The sequence below is a fragment of the Microbispora sp. NPDC049125 genome (assembly GCF_040802045.1).
Taxonomy (GTDB): domain Bacteria; phylum Actinomycetota; class Actinomycetes; order Streptosporangiales; family Streptosporangiaceae; genus Microbispora.
The window spans coordinates 181,361-198,855 of sequence record NZ_JBEZDW010000002.1 but is presented as its reverse complement, the minus strand read 5'-3'; the positions used below and the strand labels follow the sequence as shown (position 1 = coordinate 198,855).

General features: G+C 71.3%; 10 protein-coding genes. 5 read left to right on the top strand and 5 right to left on the bottom strand.

Annotated features, from left to right (window positions below; genetic code table 11):
* Window positions 1-67: 67 nt before the first annotated feature.
* The gene (locus AB0B72_RS03310) at window positions 68-2,311 is read left to right on the top strand and encodes an MMPL family transporter (protein WP_367736656.1); all 2,244 of its coding nucleotides are present in this window, start codon (window positions 68-70) and stop codon (window positions 2,309-2,311) included.
* Window positions 2,312-2,584: 273 nt separating this feature from the next.
* On the opposite strand, the gene AB0B72_RS03305 is transcribed toward AB0B72_RS03310, so the two are convergent.
* Together AB0B72_RS03305 and AB0B72_RS03300 are read right to left on the bottom strand one after the other, a co-directional pair.
* Window positions 2,585-3,250 (bottom strand): MBL fold metallo-hydrolase, encoded by a 666-nt coding sequence (locus AB0B72_RS03305; protein ID WP_367736655.1) that lies wholly within the window; start codon window positions 3,248-3,250, stop codon window positions 2,585-2,587.
* A gap of 294 nt (window positions 3,251-3,544) precedes the next feature.
* Window positions 3,545-3,688 (bottom strand): hypothetical protein, encoded by a 144-nt coding sequence (locus AB0B72_RS03300; protein WP_367736654.1) that lies wholly within the window; start codon window positions 3,686-3,688, stop codon window positions 3,545-3,547.
* Between the two features lie 128 nt (window positions 3,689-3,816).
* On the opposite strand from AB0B72_RS03300, the gene AB0B72_RS03295 reads away from it, so the two are divergent.
* Window positions 3,817-4,764 carry a putative RNA methyltransferase gene (locus AB0B72_RS03295; RefSeq protein ID WP_367736653.1) on the top strand — a complete coding sequence of 316 codons (948 nt, stop codon included), beginning with the start codon at window positions 3,817-3,819 and terminating at the stop codon, window positions 4,762-4,764.
* A gap of 114 nt (window positions 4,765-4,878) precedes the next feature.
* Window positions 4,879-6,639: a prolyl oligopeptidase family serine peptidase gene (locus AB0B72_RS03290; protein WP_367736652.1), complete on the top strand. Its 1,761-nt coding sequence runs from the start codon at window positions 4,879-4,881 to the stop codon at window positions 6,637-6,639.
* Here AB0B72_RS03290 and AB0B72_RS03285 read toward each other — a convergent pair.
* Window positions 6,614-8,155 carry a PP2C family protein-serine/threonine phosphatase gene (locus AB0B72_RS03285; protein ID WP_367736651.1) on the bottom strand — a complete coding sequence of 514 codons (1,542 nt, stop codon included), beginning with the start codon at window positions 8,153-8,155 and terminating at the stop codon, window positions 6,614-6,616. The genes AB0B72_RS03290 and AB0B72_RS03285 overlap by 26 nt on opposite strands.
* A 220-nt stretch (window positions 8,156-8,375) precedes the next feature.
* Between AB0B72_RS03285 and AB0B72_RS03280 the strand changes: the two genes are divergently transcribed.
* Together AB0B72_RS03280 and AB0B72_RS03275 are read left to right on the top strand one after the other, a co-directional pair.
* Window positions 8,376-12,611: a HAMP domain-containing protein gene (locus tag AB0B72_RS03280; RefSeq protein ID WP_367736650.1), complete on the top strand. Its 4,236-nt coding sequence runs from the start codon at window positions 8,376-8,378 to the stop codon at window positions 12,609-12,611.
* A 3-nt stretch (window positions 12,612-12,614) separates the two neighbouring features.
* Window positions 12,615-13,247 (top strand): two-component system response regulator, encoded by a 633-nt coding sequence (locus AB0B72_RS03275; RefSeq protein WP_367736649.1) that lies wholly within the window; start codon window positions 12,615-12,617, stop codon window positions 13,245-13,247.
* A gap of 41 nt (window positions 13,248-13,288) precedes the next feature.
* Here the strand turns inward: AB0B72_RS03275 and AB0B72_RS03270 are convergent, their stop codons facing one another.
* Window positions 13,289-14,686 (bottom strand): NYN domain-containing protein, encoded by a 1,398-nt coding sequence (locus tag AB0B72_RS03270; protein WP_367736648.1) that lies wholly within the window; start codon window positions 14,684-14,686, stop codon window positions 13,289-13,291.
* Between the two features lie 180 nt (window positions 14,687-14,866).
* Window positions 14,867-17,329 (bottom strand): hypothetical protein, encoded by a 2,463-nt coding sequence (locus tag AB0B72_RS03265; RefSeq protein WP_367736647.1) that lies wholly within the window; start codon window positions 17,327-17,329, stop codon window positions 14,867-14,869.
* Window positions 17,330-17,495: the final 166 nt, after the last annotated feature.

The window sequence follows — 17,495 nt, the reverse complement described above, 5'->3', positions numbered from 1 at the left end:
CTGCTGGCCGGATGTGCCGAAGGCGGCCCGTTCCTACGGTTAAAGCACACATAAAGAGGAGAATCACATGGGTCGCCGCAGGAACATCGCCGCCTCGGTCGGCGGGTGGAGCGCACGTCACCGCTGGTGGGCGCTGCTGATCTGGATCGGGTTCGTGGCCGCCGCGACATTTGTCGGCAACGCGGTCGGCACGGCTGAGCAGAAAGACTACGAGAGCATGAACGGCGACTCTCGTGCGGCCGCCCAGATCCTGGACGGCGCGAAGTACAAGGAAGTCGCCGGCGAAGTGGTCCTGGTGCAGTCCCGCGACGGGAAGCTCACGCTGCAGGACCCGGCCTTCCGCCAGGCGGTCATGGACGTGAAGAGCGCGGTCGAGGCCACCGGCCAGGTCGAGCACGTGCGCACGGCGTACGACAAGGAGCCGGCCCCCGTCACCCGCGACCAGCGGACGACCCTGGTGCAGTTCGACATGAAGGGCGAGGCGGACACGGCCGACGAGCGCGTCCAGCCGGTGCTCGACGCGGTGGCCAAGACGCAGAGCGCCCACCCCCAGTTGCGCGTCGAGGAGGCCGGCGGGGCGAGCGCCGACAAGCTGATCGGCGAGGCCATCGACAAGGACTTCGTGCGCGCCGAGCAGCTCTCCCTGCCGATCACGCTCGGCATCCTGCTCGCGGCGTTCGGCGCCCTGCTGGCCGCCCTCGTGCCGGTGGCGCTGGCGATGACGGCGATCTTCTCGGCCACCGGCCTGCTCGCGCTGACCAGCCAGCTCCTGCACGTCGACTCCGCGACCAGCAACGTGATGCTGCTGATCGGCCTGGCCGTGGGCGTCGATTACAGCTTGTTCTACATCATGAGAGAAAGGGAGGAGCGGGAGAAGGGCCGCGACAAGCGCCGCGCCATCGAGATCGCGGCGGCCACGTCGGGGCGCGCGGTGCTGATCTCCGGCATCACGGTCATCGTGGCGATGGCCGGCATGTTCCTCACCGGCAACGGCGTGTTCATGGGCTTCGCCGAGGGCACGATCCTGGTGGTCCTGACGGCGGTCGTCGGCTCGCTGACCGTGCTGCCCGCGCTGCTCTCGCTGATCGGCGACAAAATCAACGCGCGGGTCATCCACGGCACGGTGCGGGTCGCCACCCGCGGAAGGGTCACCTGGCGGCGCCTGCTCGGCGTGCGCGGCGGCGAGAGCCGGATCTGGGGCGCGATCATCGACCCGGTGCTGCGGCACCCGCTGGTGTCCGTCGTCCTCGCCGGCGGCCTGCTCGTCGCACTGGCGATCCCCGCCTTCGGCCTCAAGACCGGCACTCAGGGCATCGACGACCTCCAGGGCGACTACGCGATCGCGCAGACGTTCAAGCGGATCGACAAGGCGTTCCCCGGCGGGAACGAGCCCGCCATGGTCGTGGTCAAGGCCGACGACGTGACGACTCCGGCGTTCACCGCGAAGATCGAGGACTTCAAGAAGCAGGCGCTGGCGACGGGTGAGGCCAACGAGCCCATCCAGGTCGCGATAAATCCTGACAAGACGGTGGCGAGGATCAGCATCGGCATCAAGGGCAACGGCACCGACACCGTCTCCGAGCACGCGATCCACACACTGCGTGACACGGTCGTGCCGGCGACGCTGCCCGGCGCCCACATCACCGGGAACACCGCCGGGTCGATGGACTTCAACGACCAGCTCGGCCGGACGATCCCGCTGGTCTTCGCGTTCGTGCTGCTGCTCGCCTTCGTCCTGCTGCTCGTCTCGTTCCGCTCACTCGTGGTGGCGGTCAAGGCGATCCTGCTCAACCTCCTGTCCGTCGCGGCCGCGTACGGCGTGCTCGTGCTGGTCTTCCAGAAGGGGTACGGCGAAGGCCTGCTGGACTTCAACTCAACCGGCAGCATCACCAACTGGCTGCCGCTCTTCCTGTTCGTCATCCTGTTCGGGCTGTCGATGGACTACCACGTCTTCATCCTCAGCCGCATCCGCGAGGCCTACGACAAGGGCATGCGGACCGAGGACGCCATCGCCTTCGGCATCAAGAGCACGGCGGCCGTGGTGACGAGCGCCGCGCTCATCATGGTCGCGGTGTTCGCCACGTTCGCCACGCTGTCGCTGCTGACCTTCATGGAGATGGGCGTCGGTCTGGCGGCGGCGATCCTGATCGACGCCACGATCGTGCGCGCGGTGCTGCTGCCCGCCACGATGAAGCTGCTGGGAGACTGGAACTGGTACCTGCCGCGCTGGCTCGGCTGGCTGCCGCAGCTCTCGCACGGCGACGAGCCGGAGGAGACGCACGAGGACCGCGTCCCCGCTCTCGTCGGCTGATCGTCGGGGGCGAGTCCCTCAACCTGTACGACCTCGCGCCGGGGCGGCCCAGAGCCGCCCCGGCGCACGCGGTTTCCACGGGACGCCCCTTCCGGAGCGGCCACCCAGTCGTCGGGGCCGCGTCCACGATCCTGTGGGCTACCTGTTCCTCGTGCACCACGAAGATCGAATGCACGGCGCCGGGCCGCATCATCACATGAGCGTCGACCACGTCGTCACCGTCGGCGCGCCGTCCGAGGTAGGTGACGGGCACGACGCGGTGGTTGAGGCACGTCAGGCGATGTCGACGAAGGGGTCGGCGAAGTGGCCGGTGGCGAGGACGGCCGCCCGGGCGATGAGGGCGGTCCGGGTCCGTACGGCCTCCTCGGGGTCCTCGTCGTACACGTAGCGGATGCCCGGGTCGGCGAGTTGGACGGGGTGGAGGATCACGTCGCCGCTCATCACAAGGTCGCCGACCTCGACGCTCTGGTGGCCCGGGGTGTGGCCGGGGGTGTGCACCACCCGCACCCCGGGCAGCACCTCGGCGTCGCCGTCCACGATCTGGAGCAGGCTCTCGATCGGGGCGACGGCCCGATCGCGCATCGGCTGCGAGACCCAGGCCAGCTCCGCCCGCTGGATCACGTACCGCGCGTTCGGGAAGGCCGGCTCGCCCGCCACGACGGCGCCGCCCGCGTGGTCGCTGTGGAGGTGGGTCAGCACAACCACGTCGACACCGGAGGGCTCGCATCCGGCGGCGGCCAGTTCCTCGCCGAGCCTGCCCGGGACCGGCGCCCAGCCCGCGGCCGGCGAATCGAAGCCACCGATCCCGGTGTCGACCAGGACGGTACGGCCACCGGCCCGCAACAGGTAGCAGTGGAAGTGCAGCACCCAGTCGTCGCCGTCGGCGAAGGAGCCACCGGGGAACATTTCGGGGAGCGGCTTACGTATGGCGTCCCCCATAGGCCCGACGGCGTCGCAAAGGGGGACTATCTCGACTCCGGCCACGATCCTCGCTCCATGCGGCATCGCCCCACATTAACGGCCTGCGTGGAGGAGCGATACGAGCGGCCGCTGCCACTCGGTTCGCCGCAGCAGGGGCGGCCCGCCGCTTCGACGAGACGCCGTGGAGCTGTTCCCGAGCTGTTTCACCGGCCCATGCCGAGCCGACTTCCGGTTCGGCCCCCTGAAGACCCGACTGCCGCGCAGGACCTGGAGGGGAAATGGATATGTCCCGGGCCGTATGCCGGAGTGGAGCTAGCGCTTGAGGGCCGGGGCGGCGTAGTCGACGTCGACGTCGGCCGCGTAGACGGCGCGGCTGCAGCGGGCGCAGCGGTAGATGATCGGGCCCTCGTCGAGCTCGGTACGGCAGCGCGGGCAACAGCGGCGGGTGCGGGTCATCTCGGTCTCCCCCTTCGGTGGTTCCTTACGTGTTCATTGGACCCCGGCCGGCTTGCCGTCCTCCTGCAGTCCGCTTGACGCGCCCTCCGACTGACAGGGCCGGATAACGGCCGGGAGATGATGGGCCGGTGCTCGCCGACGTCATCGATCACCTCATCTGCCCCGTCTGCGGGACGGGAACCCACCTCGCGGAGGGCGCTGTCCGGTGCGAGCGCGGGCATTCCTTCGACGTGGCCCGCCAGGGATACGTCAACATGCTCACCGGGTCGGCGCCTCCCGGTACGGCCGACACGGCCGAGATGGTCGCGGCGCGGGCGGACTTCCTGGAGGCCGGGCACTTCGCGCCCCTCGCCGACCGGCTGGCCGCCCTGTGCCGCCAAGGCCTCTACCACCAAAGCCCGCACGACCCGCATCACCAAGGCCTGAACCACCAAAGCCCGCACGACCCGCATCACCAAGGCCTGAACCACCAAAGCCGGGGTGGACAAGCCCTGGATAGCGAGAGGACCGGAGTCGTGGTCGACGCCGGCGCGGGCACCGGGCACTACCTGGCCGGCGCCTTGGGCGACCGGGCGGTGGGGATCGCCCTCGACGTCTCCAAGCACGCGCTCCGGCGGGCGGCGCGGGCGCATCCCCGGATCGGCGCGGTGGTCGCGGACGTCTGGCGGCCCCTGCCCGTCCGGGCGGACACCGCCGACGTCGTGCTGAACGTGTTCGCCCCCCGCAACGCCGCCGAGTTCGCCCGGATCCTGCGGCCGGGGGGCATGCTGGTCGTCGCGACGCCGGGCCCCGGCCATCTCCGCCCGCTCGTCGACCGGCTGGGGCTGCTGACGGTCGACGAGGACAAGGAACGCCGCCTGGAGGAGACGCTGGGCGGCCGGTTCGCCCTGGCCGTGCGCGACGAGGTGGAGATCACCCTGTCGCTCGGCCACGAGGCCGTACGGGCGGTGGTCGGCATGGGCCCGAGCGCGTGGCACACGCGGACCGGCGACCTGGCGGCGAAGACGGCGAATCTCCCCGATCCGGTACAGGTCACTGCGGCCTTCCGCATCACCGGATGGCTCGTACAGAAGTGATCACGATGCCGTTGGCAGGAAATTCCCACCCAACATCCCCCATTTGTAGGTCATTGTCGCTTCTGGCGGGACATACTTAGCGGCGACCCCACGGCAACACAGGGGAGGGCCCGCATGAAGGCCGAGGAACGCTGGCAGGCCAGGTTCCGGGCACCGCGCATGACCCTGCCCACATGGGCACGCCAGGCGCCGCATCGCGCCGTCTATCGGAGCAACGTCTCCGGGGCATGGGAGATCTACGCGTGGGATCGGTCGACCGGTCAGACCCGCCAGGTGACCAACCGGCCGCAGGGCACCTCCCACGGCGCCCTCGACCCCGCCGGCCGCTGGATCTGGTGGTTCGCCGACACCGACGGCGACGAGCTGGGCGTGTGGATGCGCCAGCCGTTCTACGGCGGCCCGGATGAGCCGGCTCCGATGCCGCCGGGGCACCCCTGCGGCATCGGCCTGGCGAACAACGGCACCGCCGCGGTCGGGCGCTCCTGCAGGAACGGCTTCGAGGTGCTGCTGACCCGCCCGGAGTCCGAGCCGGTCACCGTCTACCGGCACAACGAGTACGCCTCGGTGGTCGACATGTCGCTGGACGGATCGCTGATCGCGATCAACCACAGCGAGCACGGCGACGCCATGCACCCCGCCCTGCGGGTCCTCAAGGCGAACGGCGAGACCGTCGGCGAGCTGCACGACGGCCCTGGCATGGGCGTCACCAGCGCCCGCTTCGCTCCGGTGCCCGGCGACCGGCGACTGCTCGTCCTGCATGAGCGCCGGGGCCGCAGAGAGCCACTGGTGTGGGACCCGGAGACCGGCGAGCAGCGGGAGATCTGGCTGCCGGCGCGGGGGGAGATCTCGGCGGACTGGTACGACGACGGCCGCGCGCTGCTGATCGTGCACAACCACCGGGGCCGCACAGAACTGCTCAGATACGACCTGCCGGGTGGCGCGCTCGTCTCGATCGAGACCTCGCACGGGATGATCGAGTCGGCGGCGCCGCGCCCCGACGGGACCGTGGAGTACTCCTGGTCGAGCGCCGCCCACCCCCCGGTGATCAGGTCGAGCACCGGGCACGTGATCATCAACCCGGGACGCACGCCTCCGCCCTCGGTGCCGGTCGAGGACATCGACGTGGACGGCCCGGGCGGCCGCATCCACGCCCTCGTCTCCCGGCCCGAGCGCGTCGCCCAGCCGTACCCGGCGGTCTTCCTGCTGCACGGCGGGCCGGCGGCGCAGGACGACGACTCGTTCCAGCCGGACGTCGCGGCCTGGGTCGACAGCGGCTTCGCGGTGGTCCGGGTCAACTATCGCGGCTCGTCCGGCTACGGCTCCGCCTGGCGGGACGCGCTCACCGGCGAGGTCGGCCACACCGAGCTGGCCGACGTGGCGGCCGTACGCGACTGGGTGGTCGACCAGGGCATCGTGGACCCGGACCGGCTGGTGCTCGCGGGGTCGTCGTGGGGCGGCTACCTGACGCTGCTCGCGCTCGGCACCCAGCCCAAGGCGTGGGCGGCGGGCATCGCCGCGGCGCCGATCGCCGACCACGCGGCCGCCTACGAGGACGAGGCGGAAAGGCATCGCGCGGGCCACCGGGCGCTGCTGGGCGGCTCGCCGCCCGAGGTGCCGGACAGGTACGCCGCGTCGTCGCCGATCACCTACGCCGGAGCGGTGCAGGCCCCGCTGCTGATCCTCGCTGGGGAGAACGACCCCTGCTGCCCCATGCGGCAGATCGAGCTCTACCTGGAGGCCCTCGCAGAGCACGGCCATGACGCGTCGGTCTACCGGTACGACGCCGGCCACGGCACCCTGGTGGTCGAGGAGCGCATCCGGCAGACGACCGCCGCGATCGACTTCGCGGTCAGGGCGCTCGCAACACGAGAATAGCCAGGTCGTCGGCGCACGGCTCGGGCGTGAAATCCTGCACGGCCCGGCGGATCCGCTCGGCCACCGCCCGGGCCGACAGGTCGGCGCACTCCGCGAGCAGCTTGGCCAGCCCGCCGTCGTCGTCCAGCAGACGGCCGTTCGACCGCCGCTCGGTCACGCCGTCGGTCACGCCCAGCAGCACGTCGCCCGACCAGAGGCGGATGCTCTCCTCCTGGAAGGTCGCCTCCGGGAAGACTCCCAGAAGCGACTGCGGCGTGGCGACCACCTCGACGACCCCGCTGGGCCGCAGCCGCAGGGCCTCCGGATGACCGGCGGACACCAGGCTGATGTCGAGCCCGCCCGGGACGACCGTGATCTCGCCGTGCAGCAATGTGAGGAAGCGGGACCGCTCCCCCTCCTCCAGGATCGCCTGGTTGAGCCGGGCCACGACGGACGCGACGTCGTACCCCTCACGGGCGAGCAGCCGCAGCGTGTGCCGCGCGAGACCGGTGACGGCGGCGGCCTCGGGACCGGTGCCGCAGACGTCGCCGATGGCGAACCGCCAGACCCCCTCCCCGACCGGATAGAGATCGTAGAAGTCGCCCCCGACCTCGTTGTCGTCGCCGGCCGGCTCGTAGATGACGTGGAAGTCGAGGCCCGGCGTCGTCGGCTCGTCCGGCGGCAGCAGGCTGCGCTGGAGCGCCCGGTTGGCCGCGGCCTGCTGGGCGTACAGGCGGGCGTTGTCGAGCGCGAGCGCCGCACGCCGGCCGACGTCCTCGGCGATCTGCATCGCCTCGTCGGGGAAGCGGTCGCGCCGGCCGAGGCACATCACGCCGAGCCTGCGCCCCCGGGCGGTCAGCGGGTACGCGAGGGACTGCCAGTCGCCGGTGTGGATGACGGAGGGGCCCTCCTCGGCCGGCATGGGAAGCTCCGCCAGCTCGGCGCGCAGCCCGTCGATCTGCGTCTCGTCGGCATGCCACAGGTAGGCGAGCTTGAGCGGGCCCGCGACATGCTCGGCGGTGTAGACGGCGCACCAGCTCGCCAGCCGGGGGACCACGACCTGCGCGAGGATCGCCGGGACCATCTCGGGGTTGAGCGTGCCCGCGAGCAGGTCGCTCGCGTCGGCGAGGAAGCCCAGCCACCCGGGCCCGTGCGCGGCCTCCAGCAGCCACTCGTCGCTCTGCGCGGGCTCACCGCCCGGCAGGCCGATCCTCGCCCAGCGGGTGCGCGAGGACGCGGTGAACGTGACACCCCAGGAGATCGCGTCCAGCGGGCGGCCCGGCGCCCCGGCGTCCCCGCCCTTCTCGCGCACCTCTATCTGGAGGGTCTCCCCCTGGTGGAGCCACACGACCTCGAAGGGACCGTCGGCGACCTCCGTGACCAGCTCGGCCACGAGCCGCTCGGCGTCGGGGCTCACGGACAGGGCGGCCCACGCGGTCATCACCTCACGGGTGAACCGCGTCGCTTCTGTCACGGCCGTCTCGCCTGGCGCGAAGGACGCCGCCAGGACGGCACGAGGGGTAGTTGTCACCGTCATTGTGCTTACCACACTTCCGACTGACACAGGGTCAAGCAAGGGGGCCCCGCACTCCACGGAACGTGACAGACTGGCATGAGGTCCGCGGCTGGAAGGGCCTTACGTCAAGGGAGTGTTCAGAGGATCCGCCACTAGGAAGAATAAGGCCGCCAGGGCACCCCTAGCAGGCAGGAACGCCACCCTAGGCCGCGTAACCCCCGGATGGGGCAAAGGAGGCTACATGTCGCCCGCCAACGTCGAGCTGGCCGGGACGGAACGGGTGTACACCGAGTCCGACCTGGTCCCCTTTCTGGAAACGCTCATCACGTGGCGTGACGGCGACTTCCGCCGCCGGGTTTCCCACGCCCCTCCGGGGATCCTGAGCGAGATCCGCCTGCTCCTCAACGAGGTCGCCGACCGCCGCGAACACCTGGCCAACGAGCTCTCCCGGGTCCAGCAGGAGATCGTCAAGGAGGGCCGGTTCACCGAGCGCCTGAGCCCGGGGCCGGGCGTCGGCGCGTGGGCCGAGAGCGTGGGCTCGGTCAACGAGCTGATCGAGGCCATCGTGACCCCGGTCAGCGGGGCGGCCGACGTCATCGACGCGGTCGCGAAAGGCGACCTGTCCCGCAAGATCGACGTGGACCGGGCCGCCCGGGGCGAGGTGCGCCGGCTCGGCAAGGCCATCAACGGCATGGTCGACCAGCTCTCCCTTTTCACCTCCGAGGTCACCCGGGTGACCAGAGACCTGGGCACCGAGGGCAAGCTCGGCGGCCGGGCCAACCTGCGCGGCATGTCGGGAAGCTGGCGTGATCTCACCGAGGCCGTGAACACGATGTCCGACCGCGTCTCGGCGCAGGTCCGCGACATCGCCGAGGTCACCACCGGCGTGGCCCGCGGCGACCTCAGCCGCAAGGTCACGGTGGACGCCGTCGGCGAGATGCTGGAGCTGAAGAACACCGTCAACACGATGGTCGACCAGCTCTCGGCGTTCGGCGAGGAGGTCACCCGCGTCGCCCGCGAGGTCGGCACCGAGGGACGCCTCGGCGGCCAGGCCCAGGTCCGCGGCATCTCCGGGGTCTGGAAGGACCTCACCGACAACGTCAACTTCATGGCCAACAACCTGACGTCCCAGGTCCGCCAGATCGCCGCCGTCACCACCGCCGTCGCGCAGGGCAACCTGTCGAAGAAGATCACCGTGGACGCCCAGGGCGAGATCCTCGAGCTCAAGGACACGCTCAACACGATGGTCGACCAGCTCTCCGCGTTCGCCGACGAGGTCACCCGCGTCGCCCGCGAGGTCGGCACCGAGGGACGCCTCGGCGGGCGCGCGGAGGTGAAGGGCGTCTCCGGGGTCTGGAAGGACCTCACCGACAACGTCAACTCGATGGCCAACAACCTGACCTACCAGGTGCGCAACATCGCCCAGGTCACCACCGCCGTCGCCAACGGCGACCTCACCCGCAAGATCGACGTCGACGCCCAGGGCGAGATCCTGGAGCTCAAGTCGACCATGAACACGATGGTCGACCAGCTGTCCTCCTTCGCGTCCGAGGTCACCCGCGTCGCCCGCGAGGTCGGCACCGAGGGACGCCTCGGCGGCCAGGCCCAGGTCCGCGGCGTGTCGGGAATCTGGAAGGACCTCACCGACAACGTCAACTTCATGGCGAACAACCTGACGTCCCAGGTCCGCCAGATCGCCGCCGTCTCCACCGCCGTCGCGCAGGGCAACCTGTCGAAGAAGATCACCGTGGACGCCCAGGGCGAGATCCTGGAGCTCAAGGACACGATGAACACGATGGTCGACCAGCTCTCGGCGTTCGCCGACGAGGTCACCCGCGTGGCCCGCGAGGTCGGCACGGCGGGCCGGCTCGGCGGCCAGGCCCGGGTCCGGGGCGTGTCGGGGGTCTGGAAGGACCTCACCGACAACGTCAACTCGATGGCCAACAACCTGACCTACCAGGTGCGCAACATCGCCCAGGTCACCACCGCCGTCGCCAACGGCGACCTCACCCGCAAGATCGACGTCGACGCCCAGGGCGAGATCCTTGAGCTGAAGAACACCATGAACACCATGGTCGACCAGCTGTCCTCGTTCGCCTCCGAGGTCACCCGCGTCGCCCGCGAGGTCGGCTCGGAGGGGCAGCTCGGCGGTCAGGCCCGCGTCGAGGGCGTGGAGGGCACCTGGAAGCGGCTCACCGAGAGCGTCAACGAGCTGGCCGGCAACCTCACCACGCAGGTCCGCGCGATCGCCGAGGTGACCAGCGCCGTCGCCCGCGGCGACCTCACCCAGTCGATCACCGTGGCCGCGCCGGGCGAGCTGGCCCAGCTCAAGGACACCATCAACACGATGGTCGCCACGCTCCGGGACACCACGACGACCAACGAGGAGCAGGACTGGCTCAAGTCCAACCTCGCCCGGATCTCCCGTCTCATGCAGGGCCACCGCGACCTCGTGGAGGTCGCCAGGCTCATCATGAACGAGCTCACCCCGCTGGTGTCGGCCAGCCACGGCGCCTGCTACCTCGTCGCGGGCGGCCGGCTCGAACTGATCGCGGGGTACGGCATCCAGCCGGGATCGAGCCCCCGGCAGCGCTTCGCGCTGGGCGAGGGCATCGTCGGCCAGGCCGCGATGGAGGCCAGGCAGGTCATCCTGGAGAACGTCCCGGCCGACTCGATCACGATCGAGACCGGGCTGAGCAGGTCGCGGCCCGCCCAGATCGTCGTACTGCCGATCCTCTTCGAGAACCACGTGCTCGGCGTCCTGGAGATGGCCTCGTTCACCCAGTTCAGCGAGGTGCACCTGGCGTTCCTGACCCAGCTCGTGGAGACCATCGGGGTCACGATCAACACGATCATGGCCAACAGCCGTACGGAGGACCTGCTCAAGGAGTCGCAGCGCCTCGCGACCGAGCTGCAGGAGCGTTCCGACGAGCTGCAGCGCCAGCAGGAGGAGCTGCGCCGCTCCAACGCCGAGCTTGAGGACAAGGCCGCGCTGCTCGCCAAGCAGAACCGGGCCATCGAGATCCAGAACTTCCAGATCGAGCAGGCCAGGCGGACGCTGGAGGAGCGGGCCGAGCAGCTCGCCGTGTCCTCGCGGTACAAGTCCGAGTTCCTCGCGAACATGTCGCACGAGCTGCGGACCCCGCTGAACAGCCTGCTCGTGCTGGCCAAGCTCCTCACCGAGAACACCGAGGGCAACCTCACCGCGCAGCAGGTCGAGTTCGCCCGGACCATCCACGGCGCGGGCTCCGCACTGCTCCAGCTCATCAACGACATCCTCGACCTGTCCAAGGTCGAGGCGGGGCGGATGGACATCCATCCGCAGCAGCTGTCGCTGCCCAAGCTCGTCGACTACATGGAGTCGACGTTCGCGCCGCTCGCCCAGGACAAGGGGCTGTCGTTCGCGGTGCAGGTCGACCCCGCCCTGCCCAACGAGCTGCGCACCGACGAGCAGCGGCTGCAGCAGGTGCTGCGCAACCTGCTGTCCAACGCGGTCAAGTTCACCCCGAAGGGCGAGGTCCGGCTGGAGGTCACGTACGCGACGCCGGGCGTCCTGTTCGTGGACGAGACCCTGCGCGGCTCGGAGAACGTCCTCGCCTTCAAGGTCGTGGACACCGGCATCGGCATCGCGCCGGACAAGCTGGAGGTCATCTTCGAGGCCTTCCGTCAGGCCGACGGCACGACCAGCCGCAAGTACGGCGGGACGGGGCTCGGCCTGTCGATCTGCCGGGACATCGCCCGCCTGCTGGGCGGTGAGATCCACGTGGACAGCACGCCGCTGGTGGGCAGCACGTTCACCCTCTACCTCCCGATGGACTACGCGGGCCCGCTGGCCTCCCCCGACGGGGGCGCCATCGCCTCGTCCATCCGGACCGAGGCCCGTCCGATCAGCATGCCCGAGCTGCACACCGCCGAGATCCTCCCGGAGATCGCCCTGCCCACCGACCTGCCGGCTCCCAACGGCGTGACGGCGGCCGAGGGCAACGAGTGGCATGACCTTCAGGACTGGCAGGGCGACGATCCCCTGATCGGCACGAAGATCCTCATCGTGGACGACGACATCCGCAACGTCTTCGCGCTCACCAGCGTGCTCGAACGGCACGGCTCCACCGTGGTCTACGCCGAGAACGGCATCGAGGGGATCGAGCAGCTCGAACGCAACGAGGACGTGGCCCTCGTGCTGATGGACATCATGATGCCCGAGATGGACGGTTGGGCGACGACGTCGGCAATCCGGAAGATGCCCCAGTTCGCCGACCTGCCGATCATCGCGCTGACCGCCAAGGTCATGCGCGGGGACCGGGAGAAGAGCATCGCCTCCGGAGCGTCCGACTACGTGCCCAAGCCGGTCGACGTGGACCGGCTGCTGGAACGGCTACGCGGATGGCTGCTCCGCAGCCGGGGCGGCGCCAACGCCGACCGGTCCAAGAACCCGCCGCCCGCGCAGCTGCCGGCCCCCGCCGACGAGGAGGCGTGATCCATGCCTGACCGCGTCAGAGTCCTCCTGGTCGACGACCGCGAGGAGAACCTGATCGCCCTTGAGGCGATCCTCAGCTCGCTCGACGTGATCCCCGTGCGGGCCAGGTCAGGTGAGGAGGCGTTGAAGGCCCTCCTGTCCACCGACTTCGCGCTCATCCTCCTCGACGTCCGCATGCCCGGCATGGACGGCTTCGAGACCGCCGCGCACATCAAGCGGAGGGAGCGCACCAGGAACATCCCGATCATCTTCCTGACCGTGGTGGACAGCGCGCCCGACTACGCCTTCCGAGGGTACGCCGCAGGGGCCGTCGACTACCTCACCAAGCCCTTCGACCCCTGGGTGCTGCGGGCCAAGGTCGCCGTGTTCGTCGAGCTCTACTCCATGAACCGGCGGCTCACCGAACAGGCCGGAATGCTGCGCGACCGGCTCTCCGCCGAGCTGACCGCATCCGGCGGCGGCGAACAGACGTCCGTCCTGACCGAGCTGTCCAAGCGGATCACCGCTGTCGAGGAGGAGCTCAAGCAGGTCAGGGAGCTGGCCGACAAGTCGGCGGACACCGCGATGAACGGAGCGGTCAGCGACCTCGCCGACCGTGTGGCCCATCTACGGGCCGGCTTCGACGCCCTCACCTGAGCAAGCGGCGCTCAGCGCGCCGGCGGCTCAGCGGCGCCCGTTCAGCGCCGCGCCCGTTCCAGGGCATCCCAGAAGCCGCGGCGCAGGGCGTGGCGTACCTCGTCGTGGAGCAGGAAGTCGATCGGCAGGGACGAGCCCTGCAGCAGGCGCGCCTCCAGGTCGGAGGGCATGCGGGGCTTGCGTGCCAGGACCGCCTCCAGCCAGAGGGCGGGGGCGTCGCGGGCCACCGAGTCGCCGAAGTCGTGGCCCTCCTTGTGCGCCGCCTTGACGGCCTCCGCGAGCGTGGTCGTCCCCCCGGTCTGCGCCGGCACCGGAGCGGGCTGCGGGCCCGTGTACGGCCCCAGCTGGGACGGCGAGTAGGCGCCACCCGAGGAGTACTGGCTGGACGAGGAAGCCCCGCCTGACGCGTACTGGGACGACGACGAAGAGCCGCCTGACGAATACTGGCCCGGCGACGAAGGGCCGCTCGACGAGTACTGGCCCGGCGAGGAAGAGCCGCCCGGAGCGTACTGACTCGACGAGGGGGGACCGCTCTGCGCTGCCGGGGCCACCGACGGCGGCGGAGCCGGTGTCGGTGTGGGCGCGGGCTGCGGGGGCGCGGGCTGCGGGGACGGCGGCTGCTGCGCCGCGGGCTGCGTCTCCGAGCCGTACGTCGTGTAGGAGGGCGGCGTCGGGGATGACTGTGGCGATGGCGGCGGGGACGGCTGCGGAGGCAGGGCGGGCTGCGAGGGGCGCGCGTGCGCCGCCGTCGAGCGGCCGCCCGCCTGCTGAGGCGGCTGCAGGGACGGCTGAGACGGCTGGTGGGAACCGTTGGCGAGCGAGACCACGCCGTTGCCACGAGAGTGCCCGTTCCCCGCGGACTGGTGCTGACCGTTGCCGACCGGCACACCCGGATCGGGAGTCGCCGTGGTCAAGGTGACGAGCTGCCGCAACTGCCCGCCGCCGATCTCGATGAGGTCGTCGCACTCCTGGCGCAGGGCGCGGGACGTGCTCCACCCGCCGTCGGCGGCGATCTGCATGACCGTGACGCGGATGCCGAGGTCCTGGGCGTCGCCGACCACCTGCGCCAGGTCCTCGTCGCCGCTGACCACGACGGCGTCGCAGACGGCGTTGTTGCGGGCGAGGCTCATCAGGTCACGGTGCACCTGGGCGTCCACACCCTCCCGCCGGCCGGGACGGATACGGCCGAGGCGGAGCTTGAGGCCCGGGATGTCGGCCAGCACGTCGTGCTCGGGAGTACGACGGCCCTCGACGGTCGCCTCGTACCAGTAGCACCGCAGCAGCGGCAGGCCGGTGCGCTCCCGTGACAGGTTGGCCAGGAGCTGCAGCAGGCCGGGATAGTCCCAGGCGACGGCTTCACGATGGCGGGTCCCATGGACGGCCATCGCGCCGTCCGCCAGCAAGTAGCCGGCGTCAACGAACAGCGCGCAGCGATCCACGCGACACCGCCCTTCCTACGTGGCTCTCTCAGGGTAGTCAAGCGGGTGATCGTGCGAGGGTGATTCCCGGCGATTCAACCCTCGCCCGCACGAGGGGAGTCTGGCTCGCCCGGGCCCTGACAGCGGAAGCGTTCACGCCGACCGTACCAGTTTGTCGTGCTCTTTCCTCCCCCCAAATCGTTATGACCACGGGCGTGCGCTGACGGCGGCCACACCGAAGAAAAACGGGGTCCGCCTCGTGGTCAGCCGCAGCACCGGATGGCGCCCCAGGAGGGCGTGGAAGGAGTCGAGCGCCACAGCGGCGCCCTCGATCCCCCTGCCTCGATGCCGCCCTCCCGCCCCCGGCTGGGCTCCGAGGGTGACGACCCCGCCCTTGACGCCCTCGCCGTTCCACACGACCAGGTCGATCCTCGCCGGCACCGCCCCCGGCGCCAGCCCGTCGAGGGGGACCTTCAAGTCCCCCCGCCCGCCTCCGACGACCGCGGCCGTGTCCAGCACCACCGTCCTGGAGTACGGCTGCCGCTCGTCGGCGGCCACCACGACCAGGCTCCACCCGGCCCGCCGGACCGCCCCCGAGCCGGAGGACGCGTCCGCGACCCACCAGCGGCCCCGGCCTGACGTCCGCACCAGGGAGGTGACGTCCGCGAACGCCTGGTAGCCGGAGCCCCCGGGCAGGTCGCGGCGGGCCACCTCGGCCGCTCGCACCGTCCGGTAACCGGCCGTCGCCGGGGCGGCCACCTTGACGTCCTGCACAGGGGCGACCCTCCCGCCACTGGCCGACCAGTAGAGCCCCGCCCACAGCACGCGGGCCCCGGCCGGCAGATCGAGGCGGGCACAGCTGGAGCTCGGGGTGGTGGCGTCCCGGTCGAGGTCGAGCGGCACGGCGACGCCCGAGCCGCCGGCGGGCTGACGGACGCCGGCGCCGCAGCCGGGCGGCGGGGTGGCCGTGCTGACCAGCGTGTTGCCCACAACGCGGGTGAGCACGCGCCCGTCGGCGGCGAACCGGGCCGCGGCGCCGGAGGCGCGCACGCCGGCGCCGGACGTCGCGGCGACCGCCGCGGCCCCCGCCCGGACCGACACCCCGAGCCCGCCACCGGTGGGCGCGTCCGGCGCCACCGCCACCCGCAGGAAGATCGCGGTCACCTCTCCCGGGCCCAGAGCGCCGCGGGCGCACCGCACGAGCCGACCGGCCGTACGGCATGACCAGCCGTCGACCGTGCCGGCCGTCACCGGGCCGTGTCCGCCGCCACCTGTGCCGGAATGGCCGCGTGCCCTCGCCTGCCCGTCGGCGTCGAGGAGGGTGACTCCGGCGGGCAGCGTCACCGTGGCCTCGACGTCCCGGCTGGTCGCGGCGCCGGCGTTGCGGAGCCGTACGGCGACGAGGCCGGGCTGGGCGCGCAGGAGCGCGCCGAGCGGGTCGACGGAGGCCAGCAGCACGGGCCTGCCTCCCCCCGGCTGACGCCGCCTGGCCTGCTCACGGGCGACCGGCACGGAGTCGCCGTCCCGCTGCGCGGCGTCGCGCTCCCGCTGCGCGAGCGGGACCTGCGCCTCCCGCGACCGGCGCCCCTCAGACCCGGAGCCCGGGCCAGAACCAGAGCCCGAAGCAGTGCCCGATGCAGAGCCCGAAGCGGAGCCGGCAGGTGAAGCGGCGCCGTCCCGGGAACCGCCGGGCGCCCGTTTCGACGGCCCCGACGACGCCGCCGTGGTGGCCGACCGGGAGCCGGGCGGCCGGTCGGCGGGGGAGGATGACGATGCGCCGCCGAAGGGCAGGGACGGGTTGAAGCCGATCGGCTCGGCGGCGAGCAGGAAGGCGCCGGTGGCCAGAGTCGCCGCGGCCACCCCCGCCATCGCGGCCCGCTGGGCGGTGGGCACGCTCCTGATCAGCGCGGGAAGGCCGGCCAGGCGGCTTCGCGGACGCTGGGAGGCGCGGGTGAGCTCCGCCAGATAGTCGTCCACCGCCGGTCCTGCGACGAGCTGGCCGACGACGGCCCGCAGCCCCTGCGCCACGTCGGCCATCTCCAGGAAGACCGCCCGGCAGTCGATGCATTCGGCGATGTGCTCGTCGGCGACGCGGGCCTCTCGCGGGGGCAGGCGGCCCTCGACGTGCTGAACGATCATGGCGAGCACCGGCAGGCAGCCGGCGCGCGGCCCGGCCTCCTGGTGGAGGCGCAGGTACGCCTGCCGGAGGCCCTCGCGGGCGAGCCGCGCCAGCGCGGTGGCTCCGGCGGAGGACAGGCCGAGGAGAGAGCCGATCTCGGCGGGCCGGGCCCCTTCGATCTCCGCGTGCCACAGCACCATCCGCCACTGCTCGGGCAGCGAGAGGTACGCCCTGGCCAGGGGAGCGCGCTCCAGGCCGGCCAGCTCGGGGTCCACGTAGAAGGAGGCGGCGTCCGCCAGGTCGACCTGCCCGACGGCCGCGTATCTCCGGACGGCCGTCAGCAGGTAGGGCCGGAAGGCGGAGACCGGCCCCTCGCCCCGCCTGATCATGTCGAGGACCCCCGCGAACGTCTCCGCGAGGATGTCCTCCACCTCCTCGCCCTGCGCCAGCTGCCTCGCGAGGCACCGGGCGGCGACGACGTGCCGCCGGTAGAGCGCGCCGAAGGCCGCCGTGTCGCCTCCCCGGACGGCCTCGAGGAGTTCCACATCGGTTTGCCGTACTTCTGCACGCATTGCGACCTCACGATTACGCTGAGTTGCATCGGCATTAATTCCGAAGGCTCCTCATGGCTAAACCGACGGCGGCCCTTTACCTGCGAAAGTCCTGGACGGGAGGCAGGGGTGGCGAAGAGCCCGGACCCGCCTCAGCCGT

Coding starts and splice junctions, on each gene's coding strand:
- AB0B72_RS03285 (WP_367736651.1), bottom strand. CDS start 8,155: ATGACGGTGACAACTACCCCTCGTGCCGTCCTGGCGGCGTCCTTCGCG.
- AB0B72_RS03310 (WP_367736656.1), top strand. CDS start 68: ATGGGTCGCCGCAGGAACATCGCCGCCTCGGTCGGCGGGTGGAGCGCA.
- AB0B72_RS03290 (WP_367736652.1), top strand. CDS start 4,879: ATGAAGGCCGAGGAACGCTGGCAGGCCAGGTTCCGGGCACCGCGCATG.
- AB0B72_RS03275 (WP_367736649.1), top strand. CDS start 12,615: ATGCCTGACCGCGTCAGAGTCCTCCTGGTCGACGACCGCGAGGAGAAC.
- AB0B72_RS03305 (WP_367736655.1), bottom strand. CDS start 3,250: ATGGGGGACGCCATACGTAAGCCGCTCCCCGAAATGTTCCCCGGTGGC.
- AB0B72_RS03300 (WP_367736654.1), bottom strand. CDS start 3,688: ATGACCCGCACCCGCCGCTGTTGCCCGCGCTGCCGTACCGAGCTCGAC.
- AB0B72_RS03280 (WP_367736650.1), top strand. CDS start 8,376: ATGTCGCCCGCCAACGTCGAGCTGGCCGGGACGGAACGGGTGTACACC.